Source organism: Streptomyces sp. NPDC101234 (assembly GCF_044767525.1).
Classification (GTDB): Bacteria; Actinomycetota; Actinomycetes; order Streptomycetales; family Streptomycetaceae; genus Streptomyces; species Streptomyces sasae.
Genome location: NZ_JBIWOA010000022.1, coordinates 89,220 through 110,526, shown reverse-complemented (window position 1 = coordinate 110,526; position 21,307 = coordinate 89,220). Strand labels below are relative to the sequence as shown.

20 protein-coding genes are annotated in these 21,307 nt (G+C 71.0%); 14 read left to right on the top strand and 6 right to left on the bottom strand.

Annotated features, from left to right (window positions below; genetic code table 11):
* Window positions 1-234 precede the first annotated feature (234 nt).
* Window positions 235-1,038 (bottom strand): VOC family protein, encoded by an 804-nt coding sequence (locus ACIRR9_RS34315; protein ID WP_403759998.1) that lies wholly within the window; start codon window positions 1,036-1,038, stop codon window positions 235-237.
* Window positions 1,039-1,352: 314 nt separating this feature from the next.
* On the opposite strand from ACIRR9_RS34315, the gene ACIRR9_RS34310 reads away from it, so the two are divergent.
* Window positions 1,353-2,201, top strand: coding sequence for a sulfurtransferase (locus ACIRR9_RS34310; protein ID WP_403759995.1), 849 nt, complete (start codon window positions 1,353-1,355; stop codon window positions 2,199-2,201).
* Window positions 2,202-2,295: 94 nt separating this feature from the next.
* Here the strand turns inward: ACIRR9_RS34310 and sepH are convergent, their stop codons facing one another.
* The 3 genes from sepH to ACIRR9_RS34295 form a co-directional block, all read right to left on the bottom strand.
* Complete coding sequence (gene sepH / locus ACIRR9_RS34305; protein WP_403759992.1) at window positions 2,296-3,333, bottom strand: septation protein SepH; 1,038 nt, start codon at window positions 3,331-3,333, stop codon at window positions 2,296-2,298.
* A gap of 461 nt (window positions 3,334-3,794) precedes the next feature.
* Window positions 3,795-5,114, bottom strand: coding sequence for a D-arabinono-1,4-lactone oxidase (locus tag ACIRR9_RS34300; protein ID WP_403759989.1), 1,320 nt, complete (start codon window positions 5,112-5,114; stop codon window positions 3,795-3,797).
* The gene (locus ACIRR9_RS34295) at window positions 5,074-6,312 is read right to left on the bottom strand and encodes an MFS transporter (RefSeq protein ID WP_403759987.1); all 1,239 of its coding nucleotides are present in this window, start codon (window positions 6,310-6,312) and stop codon (window positions 5,074-5,076) included. The genes ACIRR9_RS34300 and ACIRR9_RS34295 overlap by 41 nt, the downstream gene beginning before the upstream one ends.
* Window positions 6,313-6,471: 159 nt before the next feature.
* On the opposite strand from ACIRR9_RS34295, the gene ACIRR9_RS34290 reads away from it, so the two are divergent.
* Together ACIRR9_RS34290 and ACIRR9_RS34285 are read left to right on the top strand one after the other, a co-directional pair.
* Window positions 6,472-7,599, top strand: coding sequence for a ferrochelatase (locus ACIRR9_RS34290; RefSeq protein ID WP_403759984.1), 1,128 nt, complete (start codon window positions 6,472-6,474; stop codon window positions 7,597-7,599).
* Window positions 7,600-7,607: 8 nt separating this feature from the next.
* Window positions 7,608-8,423, top strand: a complete 816-nt coding sequence (locus ACIRR9_RS34285) for an inositol monophosphatase family protein (protein WP_403759981.1) — start codon at window positions 7,608-7,610, stop codon at window positions 8,421-8,423.
* A gap of 422 nt (window positions 8,424-8,845) precedes the next feature.
* Here ACIRR9_RS34285 and ACIRR9_RS34280 read toward each other — a convergent pair whose 3' ends face one another.
* Window positions 8,846-9,019 carry a hypothetical protein gene (locus ACIRR9_RS34280; protein ID WP_185149105.1) on the bottom strand — a complete coding sequence of 58 codons (174 nt, stop codon included), beginning with the start codon at window positions 9,017-9,019 and terminating at the stop codon, window positions 8,846-8,848.
* A gap of 418 nt (window positions 9,020-9,437) precedes the next feature.
* Between ACIRR9_RS34280 and ACIRR9_RS34275 the strand changes: the two genes are divergently transcribed.
* The 4 genes from ACIRR9_RS34275 to ACIRR9_RS34260 all read left to right on the top strand — a co-directional run bounded on the left by ACIRR9_RS34275 (window position 9,438) and on the right by ACIRR9_RS34260 (window position 12,973).
* A complete protein-coding gene (locus ACIRR9_RS34275) occupies window positions 9,438-10,091 on the top strand; it encodes a response regulator transcription factor (protein WP_003993508.1) in 654 nt (217 codons plus the stop codon).
* Window positions 10,092-10,096: 5 nt separating this feature from the next.
* Window positions 10,097-11,344, top strand: a complete 1,248-nt coding sequence (locus ACIRR9_RS34270; protein ID WP_365352684.1) for a HAMP domain-containing sensor histidine kinase — start codon at window positions 10,097-10,099, stop codon at window positions 11,342-11,344.
* A gap of 401 nt (window positions 11,345-11,745) precedes the next feature.
* Window positions 11,746-12,042, top strand: a complete 297-nt coding sequence (locus ACIRR9_RS34265; protein WP_003997302.1) for a DUF4193 domain-containing protein — start codon at window positions 11,746-11,748, stop codon at window positions 12,040-12,042.
* A gap of 13 nt (window positions 12,043-12,055) precedes the next feature.
* Window positions 12,056-12,973, top strand: a complete 918-nt coding sequence (locus tag ACIRR9_RS34260) for a hypothetical protein (RefSeq protein WP_403759977.1) — start codon at window positions 12,056-12,058, stop codon at window positions 12,971-12,973.
* A 281-nt stretch (window positions 12,974-13,254) separates the two neighbouring features.
* Here ACIRR9_RS34260 and ACIRR9_RS34255 read toward each other — a convergent pair whose 3' ends face one another.
* Window positions 13,255-13,722: a DUF3093 domain-containing protein gene (locus tag ACIRR9_RS34255; protein WP_123973529.1), complete on the bottom strand. Its 468-nt coding sequence runs from the start codon at window positions 13,720-13,722 to the stop codon at window positions 13,255-13,257.
* A gap of 58 nt (window positions 13,723-13,780) precedes the next feature.
* On the opposite strand from ACIRR9_RS34255, the gene ACIRR9_RS34250 reads away from it, so the two are divergent.
* The 7 genes from ACIRR9_RS34250 to ACIRR9_RS34220 all read left to right on the top strand — a co-directional run bounded on the left by ACIRR9_RS34250 (window position 13,781) and on the right by ACIRR9_RS34220 (window position 21,218).
* Entirely contained in the window at window positions 13,781-14,365 is a 585-nt protein-coding gene (locus ACIRR9_RS34250; RefSeq protein WP_123973528.1) for a PaaI family thioesterase, read from the top strand.
* Complete coding sequence (dut, locus tag ACIRR9_RS34245; RefSeq protein ID WP_316780677.1) at window positions 14,362-14,907, top strand: dUTP diphosphatase; 546 nt, start codon at window positions 14,362-14,364, stop codon at window positions 14,905-14,907. Before ACIRR9_RS34250 ends, dut begins: the two co-directional genes overlap by 4 nt.
* A 1-nt stretch (window position 14,908) precedes the next feature.
* A complete protein-coding gene (locus tag ACIRR9_RS34240) occupies window positions 14,909-15,670 on the top strand; it encodes a DUF3710 domain-containing protein (RefSeq protein ID WP_316780679.1) in 762 nt (253 codons plus the stop codon).
* 164 nt (window positions 15,671-15,834) lie between these two features.
* Window positions 15,835-17,001, top strand: a complete 1,167-nt coding sequence (locus ACIRR9_RS34235; RefSeq protein ID WP_403759973.1) for an alginate lyase family protein — start codon at window positions 15,835-15,837, stop codon at window positions 16,999-17,001.
* A gap of 92 nt (window positions 17,002-17,093) precedes the next feature.
* The gene (locus tag ACIRR9_RS34230; RefSeq protein WP_403759970.1) at window positions 17,094-17,819 is read left to right on the top strand and encodes an ABC transporter ATP-binding protein; all 726 of its coding nucleotides are present in this window, start codon (window positions 17,094-17,096) and stop codon (window positions 17,817-17,819) included.
* A gap of 157 nt (window positions 17,820-17,976) precedes the next feature.
* The gene (locus tag ACIRR9_RS34225) at window positions 17,977-20,535 is read left to right on the top strand and encodes an ATP-binding protein (protein ID WP_403759967.1); all 2,559 of its coding nucleotides are present in this window, start codon (window positions 17,977-17,979) and stop codon (window positions 20,533-20,535) included.
* Window positions 20,532-21,218: a response regulator gene (locus ACIRR9_RS34220; protein WP_365347136.1), complete on the top strand. Its 687-nt coding sequence runs from the start codon at window positions 20,532-20,534 to the stop codon at window positions 21,216-21,218. Before ACIRR9_RS34225 ends, ACIRR9_RS34220 begins: the two co-directional genes overlap by 4 nt.
* Window positions 21,219-21,307 lie beyond the last annotated feature (89 nt).

Genomic DNA, 21,307 nt, shown 5'->3' with positions numbered 1-21,307 from the left:
CAGGGCGGAGGCGTCCGGGTCAGCCCAGTTGCCAGAATCATCGGCTTGAGATCGAGGACGACGGCCTGAACGTAACGGCACCTGACGTCTTCATCGGCTTCTGGAGGAGTGTCCTGCCCATGGGCCCGGATGGCGAGGCCGGGCGCTATTTCGAATCCGTCCTGGTGGCCGCCGACGAGGCATGGGACGGCGGCGTCCGCACCGTCCCACGCCGAAGCAGCCGCGGCTGACGGCTCACCGTGGGCTCTCGACGACCGAGAAGACCGCGCCCTCCGGGTCCGCCACCGTCGCGACCCGTCCGTGCGTGCTGTCCCGGGTCGGCTTCAGCACCTGCCCGCCGAGTTCGGCGACCTTGCGCAGGGTCGCGTCCGTGTCGGCCACCTCGAAGTAAGTCAGCCAGTGCGGCCCCCGGTCCCGGGGCAGTGAGAGGCCGACGCCGTGGATGCCGGCCACCGGGCGGCCTTCGACGTGCAGGGTCACGTAGTCGAAGTCGGCGGAGACCAACGGCTCCTCCGCGTAACCGAACACCGTCTCGTAGAACTTGGCGACGGTCGTGGTCTCGAAGGTCAGCAGCTCGTTCCAGGCGGGGGAGCCGGGGACGCCGGTGACCGCCGGGCCGAGGTGGGCCGAGGCCTGGCAGATGCCGAACACCGCGCCCGAGGGGTCGGAGCCGATGGCGAGCCGCCCCGCCTCGGCCGCGTCCAGCGGGCCGACGCCCACCGTGCCGCCGCACAGCCGGGCCGTCTCGGCCGTCAGGTCCACGTCGTCCGAGGCGAAGTACGGGGTCCAGGCGATCGGCAGATGGAGGTCCGGCGGCAGCTGTCCGACGCCCGCGACCTCCCGCCCGTCGAGCAGCGCCCGGACATAGGGGCCGAGCTGGTGGGGCCCGGGCTCGAACTCCCAGCCGAACAACGCTCCGTAGAACTCCTCGGTCGCGGTCAAGCCGTGCACCATCAGGCTCACCCAGCAGGGGGTGCCGGGCGCGCGCCGAGCGTGCGTGCCGCCGTTCGCGCCCGCCGATCCCCGTACCTCGGTCATCGTCACTCTCTCCTCGGCCCCTCGCGGTGGCCGTGTCGCTTCCGCTGCCCGGACCGGTTGTGCCGCAGTCGCGGACACGCCCCGTGCCGATGCTCGCACCCTGCGTGGCGAATGTTGTCCACGACTGTGGGGGCGGCTTCGCCGCGAGGATGCCTGGTCTGCCGCTTCTCGCCCGTTCCCGGTCGATTGCCGTCGGGTGTCCATCAGCCGTACAGCATGTGCCCGATCCCGTACGCCCGGTGATCGAGGCTGTCCGGCCGAGCAGAGTAGTCGTACCTGGACGATGCGGCCACCCCTGGCGTAAGGATGGGGCCATGGAAGCCATCATCACCGCAACCGAACTCGCCGAAGACCTGAGCGGGCCGAACCCGCCCGTCCTGCTGGACGTCCGCTGGCAGTTGACGTTGACCCCGCCCGGCACGCCGGCCTTCGACGGCCGGGCCGTGTACTCGGCCGGGCATCTGCCCGGCGCCGTCTATGTGGACCTGGACCAGGAACTGGCCTCGGCGCCCGGCGCGCGCGGCCGCCATCCGCTGCCCGACCTGGCCGTCTTCGGTGCGGCGATGCGCCGTGCGGGCGTGTCTGCGGGCCGGCCGGTCGTCGTGTACGACGGCGGACAGGGCTGGGCGGCCGCACGCGCCTGGTGGCTGCTGCGCTGGACGGGTCACCCGGACGTGCGGGTCCTCGACGGCGGGTTGCCGACCTGGGAGGGCGCTCTTTCGACTGACGTGACCGAGCCCGCCGAGGGTGACTTCGAACCGGTGCCGGGTGCGGAGCAGTTGCTGGACGCGGACGGGGCGGCCGCGCTCGCCCGCTCGGGTGTGCTGCTCGACGCCCGTGCGGGGGAACGGTACCGGGGTGATGTGGAGCCGATCGACCGGGTCGGCGGCCATATCCCGGGTGCGGTGTCGGCGCCGACCACCGAGAACGTCGGTCCGGACGGCCGCTTCCTGCCCGCCTCCGAACTCCACGACCGCTTCAAGGGCCTGGGCGCCTCGGAGGAGGCCCCGGTGGGCGTGTACTGCGGCTCCGGTGTCTCGGCCGCCCACGAGGTGCTGGCGCTGGCCGTCGCGGGCATCCCGGCGGCGCTGTACGTGGGTTCGTGGTCGGAGTGGTCCTCCGACCCGTCCCGCCCGGTCGCGGTCGGCCCGGACCCGCAGTAACGGCCCCCGGACGGCAGCCGGAAGAGGGGCACGCACGCGTGCCCCTCTTCCGTATGGATTCCTTGAACGGGTCGTACGGCCGTACGACCCGTTCTTAGTCCTGCTTCTTGCGCCGCGTACCGAAGACGATCTCGTCCCAGCTCGGCACGGCGGCCCGGCGGCCGGGGCGGACACCGTCGGCCTCGGCCTGGCGGTCGGTGGCGCCGATCAGCCGGTCGCGATGGCTGCCGACGGAGCGGGGCATGAGGACGTCCGCGTAGGCGGAGCCCGCGGAAGCCGCCGGAGCCGGAGGCTCCTCCGTCACCGGTTCGTCGACGGGCTCCTCCTGGGGCTCCACCGGGCGCTCCGGGACCACCATGTCGCCCCGGAAACTCGGCACCGCCTCCAGCAGGCTGGTCAGCGAGTCCCGTTCGGCGATGCTCTCCTCGGCAGGTTCCGACGACTGCGCGGGCAGGCTCGGCCGCTCGCGGTCCCGGTCGGCGGAGCGGTCGAGCGGGCGGTCGCGCGGCAGCCGCGCGATGCGCGGCACGAACGGAAAGCTCGGCTCCGGTACGGCGAGGTCGTCGGACTCGCCGATCAGGGAGCGGGCCTCGTCGTCGACCGCCTGGACCAGCCGTCGGGGCGGGTCGTAGGTCCAGCTCGCCGAGTGCGGTTCGCCCGCGACCCGGTAGACGAGGAGGACCTCCCAGGTGCCGTCGTCGCGGCGCCAGGAGTCCCACTGCACGGTGTCCTTCTCGGCACCACGCAGCACCAGCCGCTCCTGTACGGCCTCGCCGAGCAGCGGACCGGAGTTCTCGCCGGGCCGGCGGACGGGCGTCTTGCGGGCCCGCTCGGCCATGAAGGCGCGCTCGGCCAGTACCGGACCCTCGAAGCGCCGCACCCTGTCGACGGGGATCCCGGCGAGCTGGGCGACCTCTTCCGCGGTCGCGCCCGCCCGTATCCGCGCCTGGATGTCCCGGGGCCGGAGATGGCTCTCGACCTCGATCTCGATCTGTCCGAGCCGGGGCCGGTCGCCGCGCACGGCGGCACGGAGCCGTTCGTCGATCGGAAGGGTGTACTCCGTTGAGTCGGCAGCCTTGAGCACCAGCCGTGTGCCGTCATTGGAGACGGCCACGACACGCAGTTCGGGCATGGGGACCTCCCGGGTGGTGCCTGCCGACGTCACGTGCGTCGCTGCTTCCGCTAGTCGAGTGTGGCCTGCCCGGGTGCAGCCTGCCACAACCTTGCCGAGTTGCCCGGCGTGTCGGGCACGGGCCCTGGAACGCCGTTATGGCACGGTTACCTATTCGCAACGCTAAGTGACCAACTCTGTCACCCTGTGCAACTAGCCCCCTCCCGGCGGTCCTGCAAGGCCCCGGACGCCCTGGCGGGAGACCGGACCCAGGGCTCGAAACAGTACTCCATTCGGGCCACGTGCGTGGATTGGCGCGCCGCCCAACTTCTGGCAACAACCTTTCCCCGGCCGCGCTTTGCCCATGCCGACCGATCTTGAACGTGGCGCACTTCACGCAATCACCAGAAACGGAACTAATGGTTTCGTGCGTACGTCCCCTTCTTGCGCGGCCGGTCGAACAAGTAGGGGACGATCCGCGGCTACTGGCCCAGAACCCTCCGCAAGTAGTCGTTCTGGAACAGCCGGTTCGGGTCCAGCCGGTCCCGCAGCGCCGTGAACTCGCCGAAGCGCGGGTAGACCTCGGCGAAGTAGTCCGCGTCCCGGGTGTGCACCTTGCCCCAGTGCGGGCGGCCCTCGTGCGCGGTGAAGATGCGCTCGGCGGCGGTGAAGTACGCCTGGTAGGGCGTACCCCGGAACATGTGCACGGCCACATAGGCGCTGTCCCGGGCGGAGGCGGTGGACAGGGCGATGTCGTCGGCGGGGGCGGTGCGGACCTCGACCGGGAAGTTGATCCTGAGACCGGAACGGTCGACCATCGCCTTCAGTTCCCGCAGCGTGTCCACCAGCGCCTCACGCGGGACGGCGTACTCCATCTCCACGAAGGGCACCCGGCGCGGGGATGTGAAGACCTTGTAGGGAATGTCCGTGTAAGCCCGCGCGGACAGTGCCGTGCTGGAGATCCGGGCGATCGCCGGCACGGCGCCCGGCATCGCGCGGCCGACCAACTGGGCCGCGTGGAAAACCCCGTTGGAGAGGAACTCGTCCTCGAACCAGCCTGCCAGCTGCCCGACCGGCTGGGGCGGCCCCGCGCTGCGGTTGTTGCGCTTGGTGTTGGTGTTGTCGGTGTGCGGGAACCAGTAGAACTCGAAGTGTTCGTTCTCGGCCCGGAGTTGATCGAACTCGGCGAGCACCCGGTCGAGCGGCATCGGCTCCTCGCGTGCGGCGAGCAGGAAGACCGGCTCCACGGCGAAGGTGATCGCGGTGACGATCCCGAGGGCGCCGAGACCGACCCGCGCCGCCGCGAAGACCTCGGGGTTCTCCTTCTCCGAGCAGGAGAGCACCGAGCCGTCCGCGGTGACCAGTTCGAGCGCGGTGATCTGGGCGGCGAGCGAGGCGGACTCACGGCCGGTGCCGTGCGTACCCGTGCTGGTGGCCCCGGAGACCGTCTGCTCCATGATGTCGCCCATGTTGGTCAGCGACAGGCCCTCGCGGGCCAGGGCGATGTTGAGTCTCTTGAGCGGGGTGCCGGCCTCGACCGTGACGGTCATGGCTTTACGGTCGATGTTGCGTATGCCCGTCAACAGTTGAGGGCGGATCGAGACGCCGTCGGTCGCGGCGATCGCGGTGAAGGAGTGGCCGCTGCCGACCGCCTTCACCTTCAGGCCGTCCTCCGCCGCCTGCCGTACGGCCGCAGCCAGCTCGTCCACGGAGGCGGGCGTGACCTCCCGTGCGGGGCGGACGGTGACGTTCCCTCCCCAGTTACGCCACGTGCCGCTCTTCCCGCTCGCTGTGCTGCTCAACGGTGCCTCCCCGACGCGTGACCGGCCTGTTGAGCCGGCGGTACCCGAGGAAACCGACCGCGACCGCGACAGCCCCGGACACGGCCGGAACCCCGTACCCGGCACGGGCGCCGGCCGCGTCGATCACCCAGCCGGCGACCGAGGAGCCGAGCGCCACCCCGACCGCGAGGCCGGTGCTCACCCAGGTCATGCCCTCGGTGAGCTTCGCGCGAGGTACGTGCTCTTCGATGAGGGACATCGTCGTGATCATCGTCGGCGCGATGGACAGGCCCGCAACGAACAGTGCCACGGCCAGAAGCGGCAAGTTTCCGACCAGTAGGAGGGGGATCATACTCACGGCCATCGCACATATGCCCAGCAGCCACCTGCGTTCCGGCTTCCCCGCGAACCGCATCAGGCCGAAGATCACCCCGGCCAGGCAGGAGCCCGCCGCGTACAGGGCCAGGACGACGCTGGAAGCACCCTTGTGGCCGCGTTCGTCGGCGAAGGCGACCGTCACCACGTCCACCGCCCCGAAGATCGCCCCGGTGGCCACGAAGGTCGCCACCAGCACCTGGAGGCCGGGTGCGCGCAGCGCCGAACCGCTGCCGTGGTGGTCGCGCGGGTGCGGCTCGGGCTCGGTGGCGCGCTGGGCGGTCAGCCAGAAGACACCGGCGGCGAGGAAGCAGGCGGCCAGCAGCGGCCCGGCCTCCGGGAACCAGGTGGTGGACAGGCCGATGGAGAGGATCGGCCCGAAGATGAAACACACCTCGTCGACGACGGACTCGAACGAGTAGGCGGTGTGCAGCTGTGGGGTGCCCCGGTAGACGGCGGCCCAGCGGGCCCTGATCATCGCGCCCAGGCTCGGCACCGCGCCGATCCCGGCGGCGCACATGAACAGCACCCAGTCCGGCCACCCGTAGTGCGCGGCGAACAGCAGCCCGGCCGCGGCCACCAGTGCGAGCAGGGTCGCGGGGCGCAGGACGCGGCGCTGGCCGTACTGGTCGACCAGCCGGGACACCTGCGGTCCGATCGCCGCGGCGGACAGCGCCATGGTGGCCGAGAGCGCGCCCGCGAGCCCGTACCGCCCGCTGATCTGGGAGATCATCGTGACCACGCCGATGCCCATCATCGACAGCGGCATCCGGCCGACGAAGCCCGCGGCGGAGAAGCCCTTGCTGCCGGGTGCGGCGAACAGGGCGCGATAGGGGCTGGGCACGGAGGTCTCCGACGGCTGAGTAAGGCGTGAGTGCGGCTGATACAGCTTACGAGTAAGGGGAACCTAATGCACCCGCCCGGTGCTGGGGATAAACCTCCCGAATCCGACTCTTCACGCTCCTGTTTCCGGGCCGTCAGCGCCGGGTGGCAGGATCGGCACATGTCAGACGCGCTCGATGCCACCCCCTACGACGCCCTGCTCCTGCTCTCCTTCGGCGGCCCGGAAGGCCCGGACGACGTGGTCCCGTTCCTGGAGAACGTGACACGCGGGCGCGGTATCCCGAAGGAACGCCTCAAGGAGGTCGGGCAGCACTACTTCCTGTTCGGCGGGGTCAGCCCGATCAACGACCAGAACCGCGCCCTGCTGGACGCCCTGCGCAAGGACTTCGCCGAGCACGGCCTGGACCTGCCGGTCTACTGGGGCAACCGCAACTGGGCGCCGTACCTGACGGACACCCTGCGCGAGATGGTCGCCGACGGCCGCTGCCGCATCCTGGTGCTCGCCACCAGCGCCTACGCCTCCTACTCGGGCTGCCGCCAGTACCGCGAGAACCTCGCGGACTCGCTGGCCGCGCTGGAGGCCGAGGGCCTCGAACTCCCGAAGATCGACAAGCTGCGGCACTACTTCAACCACCCCGGTTTCCTCGACCCGATGATCGACGGCGTGCTGGCCTCGCTCGCGGATCTGCCCGAGGACGTCCGCGCGGGCGCCCACATCGCGTTCACGACCCACTCCATCCCGACCGCGTCCGCCGACACCTCCGGGCCGGTCGGGACGCACGGCGAGGGCGGCGCGTACGTCGAGGAGCACCTGGACGTGGCCGAGCTGATCGCCGACGCGGTCCGCGAGCGCACCGGCATCGACCACCCCTGGCGGCTCGTCTACCAGTCCCGCTCCGGCGCCCCGCAGATCCCGTGGCTGGAGCCCGACATCTGCGACCACCTGGAGGAGCTGCACGGCGCCGGGGTCCCGGCCGTCGTGATGGCCCCCATCGGCTTCGTCTCCGACCACATGGAGGTCCTCTACGACCTCGACACCGAGGCCACGGCCAAGGCCGAGGAACTGGGCCTGCCGGTACGGCGGTCCGCGACCGTGGGGGACGATCCGCGGTTCGCCGCCGCGGTCCGCGACCTGGTCCTGGAGCGCGCGGCGGCGGAGAGCGGGCGCGAGGTCACCCCGTGCGCCCTGGGCACGCTCGGCGCGAGCCACAACCTCTGCCCGGTCGGCTGCTGCCCGGCCCGCGCCGCCCGCCCGGCCGCCGCGGGCGCCGACAGCCCCTACGCGTGAGGAACCCCGTGACCGACACCCTGCACACCGACCTGCTGGAGCTCGCCCGGGAGGCGGCCGCCCTCGCGGGCGAGCTGCTGCGGGACGGGCGCCCGGCCGATCTCGCCGTGGCCCGGACCAAGTCCAGCCCGATCGACGTCGTGACCGAGATGGACATCGCGGCGGAGAAGCTGATCACCGACGTGATCTCCGCCCGGCGGCCCGACGACGGCTTCCTCGGCGAGGAGGGCGCGTCCACCGAGGGCACGAGCGGGGTGCGCTGGGTGATCGACCCGCTCGACGGCACGGTCAACTACCTCTATGGGCTGCCGACCTGGGCGGTCTCCATCGCGGCCGAGCAGGACGGGGAGACCGTGGTCGGCGTCGTGGCGGCCCCGATGCGCGGCGAGACGTACCACGCGGTGCGCGGCGGCGGTGCCTGGGCGACCGGGGCATGGGCGGGCGAGCGGGAGCTGACCTGCCGGCCGGCGCCGCCGCTGGACCAGGCGCTGGTCTCCACGGGCTTCAACTACGTCACCGCGGTCCGCACCCATCAGGCCGGGGTCGCCGCCCGGCTGATCCCGCTGCTCCGCGACATCCGGCGCAGCGGGTCGGCGGCGATCGACCTGTGCGACGTGGCCTGCGGCCGGCTGGACGGGTACTACGAGCGCGGGCTGAACGCGTGGGACTGGGGAGCGGGGGACCTGATCGCCCGCGAGGCCGGCGCACGCACGGGTGGCCGCCCCGGAGAGCGCCCGTCCCGCGACCTGACGATCGCCGGCACACCCGGCGTCTTCGAGCCCCTCCAGCGCCTGCTGGAGGACTTCGGAGCGTGGCACGACTGAGGAAGGGCCGCACGCGGGGGCTGAGCGGGCACGGCACCGCCGGAGACCGCCGTCGTGGCAGACCGCCGTCGCGGCGGGGCAGAACGTCGGCGGCGGCGTGCTGGGGTGCTGGTGGCTGGTGCGGCTGCGCACCGCCGGACGGCGCCGTCTCGGCCGGGCGCCGTGGCGGCGGGGAGAGGATCGGAAGCGGGGAGCGGGACAGAGCGGCGCGAGAGATCGACGGCGAGCAGTGGGACAGAGCGGCGAGCCCTGCCGCCTGCCGTTCGCCGGTCTGTGGTCCGTCGGTCTGTGGTTCTGCCTTTCCTGAAAAAGATCTCGTTCGTCGGCCGTCGGCTGGAATCGAACGCTGTTGCGGTGGGAAGGGATCAGGTACGGACAGGGCCCCGGCGCTGGATTCGCCGGGGCCCTGTCCGTGTGCAGGATCAGACGCTGGTCGCGCCTACTTCCACACCGTGTTCGGCGGCGAGACGACGCAGGTCGTCGAGTTCGGCCTGTTCCACCTCGACGAGGAAGTCGTCGCCCTCGTCAAGAGCTCGCGTGAGGTCGGACTCGGTCGCCTTTATGCGCTGCAGAAGTCCCGTCGTGAATGCGTCCATGCTGCGCCCCCTCGTCCTGGGTCGTGGGTCGGTGGCACGGGGGTGTGCCGTTGGGAAGGGGCGATCACGTCTCTCGCGGGTGCCCAGCGCTGCCCTGCCGGGCGGCGACGGTGCCGGACACCCCCATCGTCCACTCTGCTGTAGCGGCGAAGTACGTACCGCATGGTGCTGCGGCACATGCAGAGCGTGATCGCGGGGTGTACATGCCGTCCTCCCCCCGCTCCCCTCCGTGGAAACCTCAACCGGAAGAGAAAATCTCGCATTCCCCGCCCGGCACCGCCGATCCGGCCGTCCTTCCCCCGTCTTACTGCCGACTTATGGCCGAAAAGGGCAGGATGGAGGTCACACACCCCACGGAGACCCCTGCCCGCGTGCGCCGGTTCGCGCTGCGCGGGTGGACAGAGGAAGGACAAGCGACGTGCGCGTACTCGTCGTCGAGGACGAGCAACTGCTCGCCGATGCGGTGGCCACCGGACTGCGCCGGGAGGCCATGGCCGTCGACGTCGTGTACGACGGTGCGGCCGCCCTGGAGCGCATCGGCGTCAACGACTACGACGTGGTCGTTCTCGACCGCGACCTCCCCCTCGTGCACGGCGACGACGTCTGCCGCAAGATCGTCGAGCTCGGCATGCCCACGCGCGTGCTGATGCTGACCGCGTCCGGAGACGTCAGCGACCGGGTGGAGGGACTGGAGATCGGCGCCGACGACTACCTTCCCAAGCCCTTCGCCTTCAGTGAGCTCATCGCGCGCGTGCGCGCCCTCGGCCGCCGTACCAGCGTGCCCCTGCCGCCCGTCCTGGAGCGCGCCGGCATCAAGCTCGACCCGAACCGCCGCGAGGTCTTCCGCGACGGCAAGGAGGTCCAGCTCGCGCCCAAGGAGTTCGCGGTCCTGGAGGTGCTGATGCGCAGCGAGGGCGCGGTGGTCTCCGCCGAACAGTTGCTCGAAAAGGCGTGGGACGAGAACACCGACCCCTTCACCAACGTCGTGCGGGTGACCGTGATGACGCTGCGCCGCAAGCTCGGTGAGCCTCCCGTCATCGTCACCGTCCCCGGCTCGGGATACCGGATCTGATGACCGTGGCCACCACCCCCGCACCTCCGCAGGCACCGCCCAAGCCCACCTGGGACCCCCGGAGGCCGCAGCCGGTCTTCCCGTGGCTGCGGCCGACCATCCGGATACGGCTCACCCTGCTGTACGGCGGCATGTTCCTGATCGCCGGCATCCTGCTGCTGTCGATCATCTACCTGCTCGCCGCCCAGGCGATCAGCACCGGCAACCAGCCGCTGTTCAAGATCGTCAACTTCTCGGGGCTCAAGGTCTCCAGCGACAGCTGCCCCACGATCAACACGTCCAGCCTGCCGCTCTCGGACTTCAACGACGCGATCGCCCAGTGCGTGGACCACCAGCGCCAGGCGGCCCTGGACAACCTGCTCAGCCGTTCGCTGCTGGCCCTGCTGGGCCTCGCCGTGATCGCCTTCGCGTTCGGTTACGCGATGGCCGGCCGGGTGCTGTCCCCGCTGGGCCGCATCACCCGCACCGCCCGTGCGGTGGCCGGCTCGGACCTGTCCCGCCGGATCGAGCTGGACGGCCCGGACGACGAGCTCAAGGAGCTCGCGGACACCTTCGACGACATGCTGGAGCGGCTGCAGCGGGCCTTCACCGCCCAGCAGCGCTTCGTCGGCAACGCCTCCCACGAGCTGCGCACGCCCCTGGCGATCAACCGCACGCTCCTGGAGGTGCACCTCTCGGACCCGAACGCGTCCGCGGAGCTGCAGCAGCTCGGCAAGACCCTGCTGGCCACCAACGAGCGCAGCGAGCAGCTCGTGGAGGGCCTGCTGCTGCTCGCCCGCAGCGACAACCAGATCGTCGAGCGCAAGCCGGTCGACCTGGCCGAGGTGGCCTCCCAGGCCATCGACCAGGTGAACGGCGAGGCGGAGGCCAAGGGCGTGACCATCAGGGGGCAGCGCAAGCAGGCGGTCGTCCAGGGCAACGGCGTGCTCCTCGAACGGATCGCCCTGAACCTGGTGCAGAACGCGGTGCGCTACAACGTCCCCGAGGACGGCTGGGTCGAGGTCGACACGGAGATCCAGCACGGCCAGGCGGTACTCTCCGTCGCGAACACGGGACCGGTGGTGCCGGCGTACGAGATCGACAACCTCTTCGAGCCCTTCAGACGGCTCCGTACCGAGCGCACGGGCAGCGACAAGGGTGTCGGCCTCGGCCTGTCCATCGTCCGGTCCGTGGCGCGGGCACACGGCGGTCACATCGCGGCCCAGCCCCGCGAGGGCGGCGGGCTCGTGATGAGGGTCACTCTGCCGATTTGACCTGAATTCAAGATCGTGACACTCGCGGAGGATGTTCGCTTTGCGCGGAATTTTCGGGCGGCGTGGCGGGCTGACCCGTGTGTGATCGATCACATGGGCGGATTTCCGGCCATCTACTCTCTGTGATCATGGCCGGGGGAATAAAGTCGGGAAAATCCCTGTTTTCAGGGGTCTTGATCACGGGAAGTACAGGGTGAGGCGCCTTTGAGGTGCTTCAAGTGGACCGTGTACGGTCCCCATCGCCATTCAACCTGATCGCTCTTGAGGGGTCCGGTTGGGTGTCGATTGAGTAACAGACCTTGATGTGAGGCAAAATCTCCGCCTCGGGTCGGGCACAAGTCCGGCCTCTCACGCGTTACGTGCGCTGGAGACACCGCAGACACCCAGAGGGGGAGAGCGACATGGCAACCGACTACGACACTCCACGCAAGACCGACGATGACGTCGACTCGGACAGCCTTGAAGAGCTGAAGGCCCGGAGGAACGACAAGTCCACGTCCTCGGTGGACGTCGACGAGTTCGAGGCCGCCGAAGGCCTGGAGCTGCCCGGCGCAGACCTCTCGAACGAGGAGTTGGCCGTCCGGGTGCTGCCCAAGCAGCAGGACGAGTTCACCTGCATGAGCTGCTTCCTGGTGCACCACCGCAGCCAGCTGGCCCGGGAGAAGAACGGTCAGCCGATCTGCCGCGACTGCGACTGAGGACGGGTCGGGCATGACTGGCTCGACCCCACCTCGGAAGCGCCGCTTCCCCCTGCGGGGGGCGGACTCGGGGCCGTCCGACGGCCCACGTGCGCGTGATGACGAGCGAGGCTCGCCCGATCCGGGAGCCTCGCTCGAACCGGCGGCCGGCCGGGGTGACCTCCCGGTACCGGCGGACGAGCCCGCGCCCGTCGCCAGGCGACGGGCCGCGGTCATCCGCGGCAAGGCCGTGGACATGGCCCGGGAAGGCGCCCGTATGGGCGGCAGCCGGGCGAAAGCGGGGCTGGCCTACCTCGCGGACCGGATCATCGAGATCGCCCCGCGTGTTCCCGTACGTGACCTCGCGGCCCTGCGCCGGCAGTTCCCGGGCCTCGGGCCCGAGCAGCTCGCCGACAAGCTGGTGGCGGGTGCCGCGGGTGCGACCTCGGCGGTCGGGGCCGGGATCGGTGCCGCGGCGATGCTGCCGGTGCCGCCGGCGATGCCGACCGAGCTGGCCGCGGAGATCACCGGGGTCGCGGCGATCGAGCTGAAGCTGATCGCCGAGTTGCACGAGGTGTACGGCGTGCGGCCGCCGGGGAGCCTGAAGGCCCGCAGTACCGCGTACCTGTCCTCCTGGTCGGGGGAGCGCGGGATCGACGTGATGAGACCGTCGACGATCAACAACGCCCTCGGCGGGCAGATGAAGCGCGAGCTGCGCCAGCAGATCATGAAGCGGGTGGTGCGGGACCTGCCGAACCTGATGCCGTTCATGGTGGGCGCCGCGGTGGGGGCGGTCATGAACCGCCGGGACACCAGAAAGCTGGCCGCGCGGATCCGGACGGACCTGAGGAAGATCCAGGTGCCGTGGGAGGAACTGCCGGAGCTGCCGCCGCTGGAGAAGCCGGCGGAGCCGTTGCCGATCGCGGAGCTTCCGGAGGACTTCGGGGGCTGAGGGGCGCTCCGGGCGCACCCGGGTCCGGCACCGCCGAATCCCGCCGCCGTGGCCGAGCGCCGTCGCGGCGGACGAATGCGAAGATCAGCAGCTCAGATGAGTGCGCAGATCGGCAGATCAACCGCCGGGGTCGAGATCAGGTCAGCTGCCGGACGCGACGCGACCACGCGACGGGACCAGTCGTCCGGGAGCGATCGGACCGACCCTCGGTGCGCGGCGAGACCGGCCGTCCGTCGCGGCGAGTGCAGCTCAGCTGCCCCGCGGAAGCCCAGAAGGGTTCGCTAGGCCTTTGCCGCTGTCCTGGCCGCCTCGATCGCGGCCGCCAAAGCCTCCGGCTCGCGCGTCGACAGGTACAGGTACGGCGTCGGGTCGTCCGGGTCCGTGACCTCCACCCGCAGGGCCCTGGGGATGTAGGCGCGCAGCAGCAGGAAGGCGCGGACGTCGGCCTTGTACGTGCGCCAGGCGCGCGCCTCCTCGGGGTCCAGCACCTCGGACGCGCCGAGGGCCGACACCGGGATCTTCGCCTCCCCCGCGATCAGCGAGTCACCCACGACCCGGATGCGCGGGGAGCCGTACGAACTGGCCACCACGGCGGCCGCCGCCGTGCCGCCGACCAGGCCGCCCAGCGCCGGCAGAGTGCCGAAGGGCAGCAGTATCAGGGCGAACGAGACGCCGACCAGGAAGCTGATGAACCACCACGACCGGGGGGCGGTGAGGCGTTCTTCGTACGGGGTGGCGGAAAGCTGCATGGAGCCAAGCTTGGCACGGTGTCCGGATTCACTGGACGCGCGGGTAAGGTCTGCGGCTGTGAGTGGTAGTTCCGCAGCTCTTCAGCCTCCCGCCAGTGCCCGGAAACCGGTGCGGCACCCCGATGCGCCCGCGCCCGGGGAGCTCCTCGGCGCCCACTACGAACACTGTTTCGGGTGCGGTCATGAGCAGTCGCACGGGCTGCAGCTGGAAGCGCGGGCCGGTGACGGGGTCTCCCTCACCGCGGAGTTCACCGTTCGGCCCGCCCATCAGGGCGCCCCGGGCCTCGCGCACGGCGGAGTCCTCGCCACCGCCCTCGACGAGACGCTGGGTTCGCTGAACTGGCTGCTGCGGAAGATCGCCGTCACCGGACGCCTGGAGACCGACTTCGTACGGCCGGTGCCGGTGGGCACCACGCTGCACCTGGCGGCCGAGGTCGTGGCGGTGGCCGGCCGGAAGATCTACTCGACCGCCACCGGACGCATGGACGGTCCCGAGGGCCCCGTCGCCGTTCGCGCCGACGCCCTCTTCATCGAGGTCCCGGTCGAACACTTCGTCGACAACGGCCGCGGTGAGGAGATCCGGGCCGCCATGAGCGATCCGGACCAGGTCCGGCGCACCCGCGCCTTCGAGGTGAACCCATGAGCCCGATCGACGTCCTCATCCGCCGCGTCGACCCCGATGTACCGCTTCCGGCGTACGAGCACCCCGGCGACGCGGGGGCCGATCTGCGGACCACCGAGGCGTGCGAGCTGAAGCCGGGAGAGCGGGCCGTCCTGCCCACGGGTGTGTCGATCGCGCTCCCGGACGGGTACGCGGCCTTCGTGCACCCCCGTTCGGGTCTCGCCGCCCGGTGCGGTGTGGCCCTCGTGAATGCCCCGGGGACGATTGATGCCGGGTACCGTGGGGAGATCAAGGTGATCGTGGTGAATCTCGACCCGCGCGAGGATGTGCGGTTCGAGCGCTTCGACCGGATCGCCCAACTGGTCGTCCAGCAGGTCGAGAAGGTTCGCTTCCAGGAGGTGGCGGAGCTTCCCGGCTCGGCGCGGGCCGAGGGGGGCTTCGGGTCCACCGGCGGTCATGCCGCGGTGGGCGATGTGAGCGGCACAAGCGGTCAGGCCGCCGAGGGCGGTCCGACGGGTGGGAATCGATACGCTTCGGTCGTATCCGACCGGGAAGGACAGTGACGTGTTCGGACGTCGCAAGAAGAAGGGTGCCGCCGAGGACGCGGCCGGCGAGGCCGAGCAGGTCGTCGACAGCGTCGACACCGAGGCGGACGAGGAAGAGGGCGAGCGCGAGCGCGTACGCCTGGAACCGGAGCCCCGGCCCGACGGACCGTGGGACGACTCCGAGGTGCGGGAGCCGGGCGAGGGCCGGGTGGACCTCGGCGGTCTGTTCGTGCCCGGCGTCGACGGTATGGAACTGCGTGTCGAGGTCGCGGGTGACGCGATCGTCGCGGCGACCGTGGTGCTGCGCGACAGCGCCATCCAGCTGCAGGCCTTCGCCGCTCCCAAGCGTGAGGGCATCTGGGGCGAGGTGCGCGAGGAGATCGGCTCCGGGATCACCCAGCAGGGCGGCATCGTCGACGAGGTCGAGGGTCCGCTGGGCTGGGAGCTGCGTGCCCAGGTGCCGGTGCAGCTGCCGGACGGCACGGGCGGCTTCCAGGTCGTCCGGTTCGTCGGTGTGGACGGGCCGCGCTGGTTCCTGCGCGGTGTGATCTCCGGGCAGGGCGCGGTGCAGCCGCAGGCCGCCGGGCTCCTGGAGCAGATCTTCCGGGACACCGTCGTGGTCCGCGGCGAGGGCCCGATGGCGCCCCGCGACCCGATCGTCCTGAAGCTGCCGAACGACGCCCAGATGGTCCCCGAGGGCGTCCAGCAGGAGGAGTCCTCGCGCTTCTCCGGCGGCATGGGCCAGCTCCAGCGCGGACCGGAGATCACCGAGGTCCGGTAAGAACACACAGCAGGCGACAAGGGCCGCACCCCTCACGAGGAGTGCGGCCCTTTCATATGTGTGACCTCTTGACGGCGCATTGGTCTGTACCTACCGTCACGGCTCAACGCGCCCGTTCATAAAGGCGCCTCACGTTCACATGGAAGAACGGAAGGCCCTCAGGTATGCGCAGAACCGGACTCTTGGTGGCCGTCGTCGCCCTCGTCGCCACAGCCCTCTCCTGGCCCGCCCAGGCCGCCCCCGCCACCTTCGTGCACCCCGGAGTCACCGTCTCCCGGTCCCAGCTGGACTTCGCCCGCTCCGAGGTGCTGGCGGGCGCCCAGCCCTGGAAGACGGCCTACGACCAGATGATGGCGAGCAGGTACGCCGACCTGAACCGCACGCCCAAGCCATGGGCCACCGTCGAGTGCGGGCCGTACTCGGACCCGGACTACGGCTGCACCGACGAGCGCGAGGACGCGATCGCCGCCTACACCGACGCGCTCGCCTGGTACATCACCAAGGACGCCCGCTACGCCGAGAAGGCCATCCAGATCATGGACGCCTGGTCGGCCACCCTCACCGGTCACACCAACAGCAACGCGCCCCTGCAGACCGGCTGGGCCGGCTCCTCCTGGCCCAAGGCCGCCGAGATCATCAGGTACACGTACACCGGCACCTGGGCGAACGAGGCCCGCTTCGCCACCATGCTGCGCAACGTCTACCTTCCCACCGTCATCAAGGGCTCCAACTCCAACGGCAACTGGGAGCTGACGATGATGGAGGCCGCCGTCGGCATCTCCGTCTTCCTGGAGGACAAGGCGTCGTACGATACGGCCATGGCCAGGTTCCGCACCCGCACGGCCGCCTATGTCTACCTCGCCTCCGACGGCTCGGTGCCGAAGACCGTGCCCAGCCAGAACCTCGACACCACCGCCAAGATCGTCTCGTACTGGCAGGGCCAGTCCACCTTCGTCACCGGCCTCACCCAGGAGACCTGCCGGGACTTCGTCCACACCGGGTACGGGATCTCCGCGATCTCGCACGTCGCCGAGACCAGCCGGATCCAGGGCGAGGACCTGTACGGCACCGACGTGGGCGAGCGGCTGCGGCAGGCGCTCGGCTTCCAGTCCAAGTACCAGCTGGGCACCGCCGTCCCCAGCTGGCTCTGCGGCGGCTCCCTGAACCTCGGCCTCGGCCCCGTCACGGAGGTCGGCTACAACGCCCTCCACAACCGCCTGGGCATCGCCATGACCAACACCCAGACGCTCACCCTGGCCAACCGCCCCGCCGGCAGCAACAACCTCTTCGTCGCCTGGGAGACGCTCACCCACGGCGACAACCCCAACTGAACCCGGCCCGAACCCGACCGGATCCGACGAACGCTCGGACGGCCGGGCGCCGGCCCCCGATACCGGCGCCCGGCCGACCGGGGGAGCGGGGCATGAGCCGAGTGATCACCGAGACGATGGTGCGTGTCGAGGACGTCCACAGGTCCTACAGCCGCGGCACCGCCGCAGTGCACGCGCTGCGCGGGGTCTCCTTCGAGGTGGCACGCGGTGAGCCGGTCGCCCTCAAGGGGCGCTCGGGCTCCGGCAGGACCACCCTGCTGAACATCGTCTGCGGCCTCGACACGCCCGACCGGGGCAGTGTCACGGTCGACGGGCGCAACCCCGCCGAGCTGGGCGAGAACGGGCTGCTGGAGCCGCGCCGGGACCGGATCGGCTTCGTCTTCCAGTCCTTCGGGCTCATCCCGATCCTCACCGCCGCCGAGAACGTGGGCGTGCCGATGCGGCTGCGCCGGGCCGACGCCCGCGAGCGCGAGGAGCGCGTCGAAACGCTCCTCGGTCCGGTCGGCCTCGCCGAGCACGCGGCCCAGCGGCCCGGTGAGCTGTCCGGCGGCCGGCAGCTGGGGGTCCCCCCAGGCCCTCAAGGCACTGGGGGGAGCGTCGCCGTGGCCCGTGCCCTCCCCAACCGCCCCGCGCTGATCGTCGCCGACGAACCGACCGGCCGGCTGGACGCCGAGACCGGGCACGCCGTGATGGAGCTGCTGCGCGCGGTCGTACGGAGCGAGAACGTCACCGCGCTGGTGGCGACGCACGGCACGACCCTGCTCGACCTGGCCGACCGGGTGCCGGGACTGGCCGACGGGGAGATCGCCGAGCACTGACGACGTCGGACGATGCCATCCGCGCCGAACGCACCGGCCCGCGCCATCAGAGTTGCGTCAAAGATGCCCGCCGACCGGCCTTCCGCCCCGTTCGCCAGGATTGTTGGCCGTAAGGTCGACGCTGCGTAGGCGGCAGTTACGGGAAGACAATAGGACCATGGCACGCGGCAAGCTTCGGATCTATCTCGGTGCGGCACCGGGTGTGGGCAAGACCTACGCCATGCTCTCCGAGGCGCACCGGCGCGTGGAGCGGGGCACGGACTGCGTGGTCGGCTTCGTCGAGCACCACGACCGGCCGCGTACCGAGGTGATGCTGCACGGCCTGGAGCAGATTCCGCGCAGGGAGCTGGAGTACCGGGGCGCCACGTTCACCGAGATGGACGTGGACGCCGTACTGCGCCGCGCCCCCGCCGTCGCCCTGGTCGACGAACTCGCCCACACCAACATCCCCGGTTCCCGCAACGCCAAGCGCTGGCAGGACGTCGAGGAGCTGCTGGCCGCCGGGATCGACGTGATCTCGACGGTCAACATCCAGCACCTGGAGTCGCTCGGCGACGTCGTGGAGTCCATCACCGGCGTGCGCCAGCGCGAGACGGTGCCCGACGAGGTGGTACGGCGTGCGGACCAGATAGAGCTGGTCGACATGTCGCCCCAGGCGCTGCGCCGGCGCATGGCGCACGGCAACATCTACCAGCCGGACAAGGTCGACGCGGCCCTGTCCAACTACTTCCGCCCCGGAAACCTCACCGCCCTGCGCGAGCTGGCGCTGCTGTGGGTGGCCGACCGGGTCGACGAGTACCTGAAGCAGTACCGCAGCGAGCACCGGGTCTCGGCGATCTGGGGCTCCCGGGAGCGGATCGTCGTCGGCCTCACCGGCGGGCCCGAGGGCCGGACGCTGATACGACGGGCCGCGCGGCTCGCCGAGAAGGGCGCCGGCGGCGAGGTGCTCGCCGTCTACATCTCCCGCAGCGACGGGCTGACCTCCGCCTCCCCGAAGGAACTCGCCGTCCAGCGCACCCTCGTCGAGGACCTCGGCGGCACCTTCCACCAGGTCCTCGGCGAGGACATCCCCGCCGCCCTGCTCGACTTCGCACGCGGCGTCAACGCCACCCAGATCGTCCTCGGCTCCTCGCGCCGCAAGGCCTGGCAGTACGTCCTGGGGCCCGGCGTCGGCGCCACCGTCGCCCGCGAGTCGGGGCCCGACCTGGACGTCCACATCGTCACCCACGAGGAGGTCGCCAAGGGACGCGGCCTTCCGGTGGCCCGGGGCGCCCGGCTCGGGCGCGGTCGGATCATCGCGGGCTGGCTGGTCGGTCTGGTCGGCCCGGTCGTCATGGCGCTGCTGCTCAACACCGTCGAGCTCGGCCTCGCCAACGACATGCTGCTGTTCCTGACCTTCACGGTCGCGGCCGCACTGCTCGGCGGGCTCTTCCCGGCCCTGGCCTCGGCGGCCTTCGGCTCGCTGCTGCTGAACTACTTCTACACCCCGCCCCTGCACCGGCTGACCATCGCCGACCCGAAGAACATCGTCGCCATCGTGATCTTCTTCGGGGTCGCGCTGTCGGTCGCCTCGGTCGTGGACCTCGCCGCCCGCCGCACCCACCAGGCGGCCCGGCTGCGCGCCGAGTCGGAGATCCTCTCCTTCCTCGCCGGCAACGTGCTGCGCGGCGAGACCAGCCTGGAGGAAGTGCTCGAACGAGTCCGGGAGACCTTCGGCATGGAGTCCGCCGCCCTGCTGGAGCGGGCGGGCGACGTCGAGCCGTGGACCTGCGCCGGGCGGGCCGGCTTCGGACCCGCGCTGCAGCGCCCCGAGGACGCCGACGTCGACATGCCCGTGGGCGACCACATGGCGCTCGCGCTGACCGGCCGGGTGCTGCCCGCCGAGGACCGCCGGGTGCTCGCCGCCTTCGCCGCCCAGGCCGCCGTCGTACTGGACCGCAGACGCCTCCAGGAGGAGGCCGAGCAGGCTCGCGCGCTCGCCGAGGGCAACCGGATCCGTACGGCCCTTCTGGCGGCCGTCAGCCATGATCTGCGCACCCCGCTCGCCGGGATCAAGGCGGCGGTGTCGTCACTGCGCTCGGACGACGTGGCGTGGTCCGAGGAGGACAAGGCGGAGCTCCTCGAAGGCATCGAGGACGGCGCCGACCGGCTGGACCACCTGGTCGGCAACCTGCTCGACATGTCCCGCCTGCAGACCGGCACCGTCACCCCGATCGTCCGCGAGATCGACCTCGACGAGGTGGTCCCGATGGCCCTGGTCGGCGTCCCCGAGGGCAGCGTGGACCTGGACGTCCCCGAGACCCTGCCCATGGTCCGGGCCGACGCCGGGCTCCTGGAGCGGTCCGTGGCCAACCTGGTCGAGAACGCCGTCAAGTACAGCCCGTACGACTGCGCCGTGCTCGTCTCCGCCAGTGCCATCGCGGACCGCGTGGAGGTACGGATCGTGGACCGCGGGCCCGGCGTGCCCGACGAGGCCAAGGACCGCATATTCGAGCCCTTCCAGCGCTACGGCGACGCCCCGCGCGGCGCCGGGGTCGGACTCGGGCTCGCGGTCGCCAGGGGCTTCGCCGAGGCGATGGGCGGCACCCTCAACGCCGAGGACACGCCCGGAGGCGGGCTCACCATGGTCCTCAGCCTCCGCGCGGCAGGATCGGTCACCGCAGTGGCACATGCCGTGGCGGACGGCGTGGCAGAACCGGAAAGGCAGGCCTCATGACCCGTGTGCTCGTGGTCGACGACGAGCCGCAGATCGTGCGCGCCCTCGTGATCAACCTCAAGGCGCGCAAGTACGAGGTCGACGCGGCCCCCGACGGCCGGACCGCCCTCGAAATGGCCGCCTCCCGCCACCCCGACGTGGTCGTCCTCGACCTCGGCCTGCCCGACATGGACGGCGTCGAGGTGATCAGGGGGCTGCGCGGCTGGACCAGGGTGCCGATCCTGGTGCTCTCGGCCCGTCACTCCTCCGACGAGAAGGTCGAGGCGCTCGACGCGGGCGCCGACGACTACGTCACCAAGCCCTTCGGCATGGACGAGCTGCTGGCCCGCCTCAGGGCCGCCGTACGCCGTGCGGAACCCGTCGCCGGGGGCGACGAGGACGACGTCCTGGTGGAGACCGAGGGGTTCACCGTCGACCTGGCCGCGAAGAAGGTCAACCGGGCCGGCCGGGACGTCCGGCTCACCCCGACCGAGTGGCATCTGCTGGAGGTGCTGGTCCGCAACACCGGCCGGCTGGTCAGCCAGAAACAGCTGCTCCAGGAGGTGTGGGGGCCGTCGTACGGGACGGAGACCAACTACCTGCGCGTGTACATGGCCCAGCTGCGCAGGAAGCTGGAGGCGGACCCGTCGCACCCGAAGCACTTCATCACGGAGCCGGGGATGGGGTACCGGTTCGAGAAGTGAGCTGCAGGGCCGGCCGGGGGTCCGGGGGTTGTCCCCCGGGGGATGCGGCATCACCGAGCCGGGGATGGGCTACCGGTTCGAGAAGTGAT

Excerpts from the sequence above, each read along its gene's own strand:
- ACIRR9_RS34315 (WP_403759998.1), bottom strand. The coding sequence starts at position 1,038 with ATGACCGAGGTACGGGGATCGGCGGGCGCGAACGGCGGCACGCACGCT.
- ACIRR9_RS34310 (WP_403759995.1), top strand. The coding sequence starts at position 1,353 with ATGGAAGCCATCATCACCGCAACCGAACTCGCCGAAGACCTGAGCGGG.
- sepH (WP_403759992.1), bottom strand. The coding sequence starts at position 3,333 with ATGCCCGAACTGCGTGTCGTGGCCGTCTCCAATGACGGCACACGGCTG.
- ACIRR9_RS34290 (WP_403759984.1), top strand. The coding sequence starts at position 6,472 with ATGTCAGACGCGCTCGATGCCACCCCCTACGACGCCCTGCTCCTGCTC.
- ACIRR9_RS34280 (WP_185149105.1), bottom strand. The coding sequence starts at position 9,019 with ATGGACGCATTCACGACGGGACTTCTGCAGCGCATAAAGGCGACCGAG.
- ACIRR9_RS34265 (WP_003997302.1), top strand. The coding sequence starts at position 11,746 with ATGGCAACCGACTACGACACTCCACGCAAGACCGACGATGACGTCGAC.
- ACIRR9_RS34260 (WP_403759977.1), top strand. The coding sequence starts at position 12,056 with ATGACTGGCTCGACCCCACCTCGGAAGCGCCGCTTCCCCCTGCGGGGG.
- ACIRR9_RS34255 (WP_123973529.1), bottom strand. The coding sequence starts at position 13,722 with ATGCAGCTTTCCGCCACCCCGTACGAAGAACGCCTCACCGCCCCCCGG.
- dut (WP_316780677.1), top strand. The coding sequence starts at position 14,362 with ATGAGCCCGATCGACGTCCTCATCCGCCGCGTCGACCCCGATGTACCG.
- ACIRR9_RS34235 (WP_403759973.1), top strand. The coding sequence starts at position 15,835 with ATGCGCAGAACCGGACTCTTGGTGGCCGTCGTCGCCCTCGTCGCCACA.
- ACIRR9_RS34230 (WP_403759970.1), top strand. The coding sequence starts at position 17,094 with ATGAGCCGAGTGATCACCGAGACGATGGTGCGTGTCGAGGACGTCCAC.
- ACIRR9_RS34225 (WP_403759967.1), top strand. The coding sequence starts at position 17,977 with ATGGCACGCGGCAAGCTTCGGATCTATCTCGGTGCGGCACCGGGTGTG.
- ACIRR9_RS34220 (WP_365347136.1), top strand. The coding sequence starts at position 20,532 with ATGACCCGTGTGCTCGTGGTCGACGACGAGCCGCAGATCGTGCGCGCC.